Consider the following 4,526-nt stretch of genomic DNA (forward strand, 5'->3'; position numbering starts at 1 on the left):
TGCGTCGCCAGCGCAACGGCCGTGTCATGCAGACCGTCGCCGCTCTCAGCAGCCCAGTCCGCCAGCCGCGCCGCCTGCGCGTACAACGCCCGCTCGGACTTCGCCGAGACGAGCCAGGCCGTCGGTACCTCGGCCGCCTCGGACGGCGGCACGGCGTCGCCCTCCTCGATGATCACGTGGGCGTTGGTCCCGCTGATCCCGAAGGACGACACGCCGGCCCGGCGCGGGCGGCCGTCGGGCCACGGACGGGCCTCCGCGAGCAGCGATACCCGGCCCGCCGACCAGTCGACCTGCGGCGAGGGCTCGTCGACGTGCAGCGTCCGCGGCATCGTCGCGTGGCGCATGGCGAGGACCATCTTGATGATGCCCGCGACGCCGGCCGCCGCCTGGGTGTGGCCGATGTTGGACTTCACCGAGCCGAGCCACAGCGGCTCGTCGCGGTCCTGGCCGTACGTGGCGAGCAGCGCCTGGGCCTCGATCGGGTCGCCGAGCCGGGTGCCGGTGCCGTGGCCCTCGACGACGTCCACCTCGGACGGCTGCAGGCCCGCGTTGGCCAGCGCCTGGAGGATCACCCGCTCCTGCGACGGGCCGTTCGGGGCGGTGAGGCCGTTGGAGGCGCCGTCCTGGTTGACCGCCGAGCCCCGGACGATGCCGAGCACGCGATGGCCGAGGCGGCGGGCGTCGGAGAGCCGTTCGACGACGAGCATGCCGACGCCCTCGCCCCAGCCGGTACCGTCGGCCGACCCCGCGTAGGACTTGCAGCGCCCGTCGGCGGCGAGCCCGTCCTGGCGGGCGAACTCGGCGAAGAGCACCGGCGTGGACATCACGGTCACACCGCCGGCGAGGGCCAGGCCGCATTCGCCGTTGCGCAGCGACTGGCCGGCCAGGTGCAGCGCGACGAGGGAGGAGGAGCAGGCGGTGTCGATGGTGACGGCCGGGCCGGTGAGGCCGAGGGCGTAGGCGACGCGGCCGGAGACGACGCTGCCGGCGGCGGCGGTGCTGATGTAGCCGCCGCTCTCCTTCGGGGCCTGCCCGAGCAGCATCGAGTAGTCCTGGCCGTTGCTGCCGACGAAGACGCCGACCGGCTCGCCGCGCAGCCCGGCCGGGTCGATCCCGGCGTGCTCGACGGCCTCCCACGAGGCTTCCAGCAGGATCCGCTGCTGCGGGTCCATCGCCAGGGCCTCGCGCGGGCTGATGCCGAAGAACCCGGCGTCGAACCCGCCGGCGTCGGCCATGAAGCCGCCCTCGGGGCGGTGCCGGTCGAGCCAGTCGGGGCCGAGCGCCTCGGCGGCCGGCCAGCCACGGTCGGCCGGGAAGCCGCCGATGCCGTCGGCGCCGGCGTCCAGCAGGGCCCAGAACTCGTCGGGGGACCCGACGCCGCCCGGGAACCGGCAGGCCATGCCGACGATCGCGATCGGCTCGTCGGCCGACGCGGCGGCCTGGACGACCACGCGGCGGGTCGTGCCGGCGAGCCGTTCGGCGAGGAACTCGGCGAGGACGGCCGGGTTCGGGTAGTCGAAGACGAGGGTGGCCGGCACGCTGACGCCGGTCGCGGCGGCGATGCGGTTGCGCAGCTCGACGGCCGTCAGCGAGTCGAACCCGAGCTCGTTGAACGCCTGGCCGGCCGGGACGGCGTCGGCGGAGGCGTGGCCGAGCACGGCGGCGGCCTGGGCACGGACCATCGCCAGCAGCTCGGGCGCCGTCCGCTCGCCTGCCTCCGGCGCGAGGCTCTCGGCCGGGCCGGCCGCCCGGCGGGTACCGCGGATCAGCTGCCGCAGCATCGCCGGCACCGGCCCGCCGGCGATCTGGGCGCGCAGCCCGGCGAGGTTGAGCCCGGCGGGCACGAACAGCGGCCCGCCGTCGGCGACACCGGCGTCGAAGAGGGCCAGCCCGTGTCCGGCGGTGAGCGGGGTCGCGGTCCGCAGCAGGCGGCGCCGGTCGACCTCGGTCAGCCGGCCGCCCATGCCGGCCTCCTCCGCCCACAGACCCCAGGCGAGCGCGGTGCCGGGGAGGCCGCCGGCCGCGCGCCAGTGCGCGAAGGCGTCGAGGAAGGCGTTGCCCGCCGCGTAGTTGGCCTGCCCGGGCGCGCCGAAGATCCCGGCGGCCGCGGAGAACAGCACGAACGCGGTCAGCGGCAGGTCGGCGGTCAGCTCGTGCAGGTGCCAGGCGGTGTCGGTCTTGACCCGCATGACGGCGTCGAGCCGGGCGGGGGTGAGCGCGTCGAGGGTGCCGTCGTCGACGACCCCGGCCGCGTGGACGACGCCGCGCAGCGGCCGGTCGGCCGGGATCGTGGCCAGGACGGCGGCGAGCGCGGCGCGGTCGGTGACGTCGACGGCCGCGATCCGCACCCGGGCGCCCAGCCGGGCCAGGTCGCCCGCGAGGCGCAGGGCGGCGGGGGCGGCGGGGCCGGACCGGGACAGCAGGAGCAGGCTCCGCACGCCGTGGCGCTCGGCGAGGTGCCGGGCCACGAGCGCGCCGATGCCGCCGGTACCGCCGGTGACCAGCACGGTCCCGTCCGGATCCCAGGCGGGCGCGGCCGCGGCGGCGCTCGTCGCGCGGGCCAGCCGGGCGCCCAGGATGCGGCCGCCGCGAATCGCCAGCTGCGGCTCGTCGGCCACGGCCAGGGCACCGCCGAGGTCGGCGTGGTCGTCGTCGACGTCGACCAGCGCGATCAGGCCGGGGTGCTCGGACTGGGCGGAGCGCACCAGGCCCCAGGCCGCCGCGGCGGCGGGGTCGGTGACCGCGTCGCCGGTGCCGGTGGCGACGGCGCCCCGGGTCACGACGACGAGCCGGGCGCCGTCGGCGCGATCGGCGGCGACCCAGTCCCGCACGGCGGCGAGCACCTCGGCGGCGATCGCCCGGGCCCGGGCCGCGACGTCGGTGGTGTCGGTGGTGTCGCCCGCCGTCGGCCGGAACACCAGGTCGGCGCCGGTGCCGGTCGGGGCCGGCGTCTCGATGCCGGTCCAGGCGATGTGGTACATCGAGTCGGCGCCCGTCGGCCGCCGCAGCTCGGCGACCGGCACCGCGGCCAGCTCGACGGACGCCGCCGAGAGCACCGGCGAGCCGTGCGCGTCGACGGCGTCGACCCGGACGGCGTTGCCGCCGTTCGGCCGGATCCGGACCCGGAGCCGGTCGGCGCCGCCGGCCCACAGATGGACCGCCGAGAACCGCTCGACGAGCGTCACGCTCCCGTGGTCGTCCGCGGAGGAGTCCGCGAGCCAGGCGTGCAGCGCGGCGTCCAGCAGCGCCGGGTGCAGCCCGAACGCGCCGCCGGCCCGCTCCCCGGCCAGGGCAACCTCGGCGTAGACCTCGTCGCCGAGCCGCCAGGCCCGGTGCGGCACCGGCCCGGCCTCGACGGTCAGGGCCTGCGCACCGGCGGGCGGCCACTGCGCCAGCCCGGCATCCGGCGCCGCGGCGCGGTCGTCGGCGAAGTCGAGGTGGCCGGTGGCGTGCCGGGTCCAGCCCTCCCCCGCGGGCCGCGAGTGGATGGCGACCTCGCCCTCCCCGCCGACCGTGACCTGCAGCTCGACCTCGCCGTGCTCCGGCACGGCGAGCGGCGTGTGCAGGGTCAGCTCGCGGACGGTGCCGCGGCCGACCTCGTCCCCGGCCCGGATCGCCAGCTCCAGCATGGCCGAGCCCGGCACCACGACGTGGTCGGCGAGCCACGGCTGCGCGGCGAGCGACAGCCGCCCGGTCAGCACACAGCCCTGCCCCACGGCGAGGCTCACGACGGAGTCGAGCAGCTGCCGCGCGCCGCTGGTCGCGCCCAGCCAGTACGGGGTGTGCTCGAACGCGTAGGTGGGCAGTTCCACGGGCGCCCCGGCGCCGAGGATCGCCGCCCAGTCCAGCTCGACCCCGGCGGCGTGCAGCCCGGCCGCGGCGCCCATCAGCCGGTTCCCGGTCCGCAGGGTCGGCACCACGGTGGCGTCCGGCGCGGTCGCCGCGATCATCGACGTCAGCACCCCGTCGGGGCTGACGTCCACGAACAGCCCCACACCCTCGTCGACGAGCCGCTGGACGTCGTCGGCGAACCGCACCGCGTCCCTCGCCTGCCGCACCCAATACTCCGGGTCGGTCACATCACCGGTGGTGTTCAACCCGATCACCGGCCGCCTGGCCGGGACGCTCGCGACCACGTCCCGGAAGTCGTTGAGGATGCCGTCCAGGTGGTGGCTGTGGAAGGCGTGCGAGACCTTGAGCACCTTGGCCTTCCGGCCGGTGATGAGCGCGGTCACGGCGTCGGCGTCACCGGACACCACCACCGAGGTGGGGCCGTTCACGGCGGCCAGCCCGACCTTGCCCTCGACGAGGTACGGCCGGATCTCCTCCTCCGACGCCACGATCGACGCCATCAACCCACCAGGAGGCGCCGACGCCATCAACCGGCCCCGAGCCGCCACAATCCTGCACGCGCCTTCGAGGTCCCAGACGCCGGCCAGATACGCGGCCGTCAACTCACCGATCGAATGCCCACCCAACCACCGCGGCCGCAACCCCCAGGCCTCCAACTGCCGGTAAACCGCCAC

General features: G+C 76.6%; 1 protein-coding gene. It reads right to left on the reverse strand.

Going from position 1 to position 4,526, the window contains the following annotated elements:
• Nucleotides 1-4,526: type I polyketide synthase (locus IEZ31_RS54995; RefSeq protein ID WP_229837313.1), on the reverse strand; the 4,526-nt coding region annotated here is incomplete at its 3' end.

Origin of the sequence: Dactylosporangium sucinum (assembly GCF_014647515.1) — a bacterium.
Classification (GTDB): domain Bacteria; phylum Actinomycetota; class Actinomycetes; order Mycobacteriales; family Micromonosporaceae; genus Dactylosporangium; species Dactylosporangium sucinum.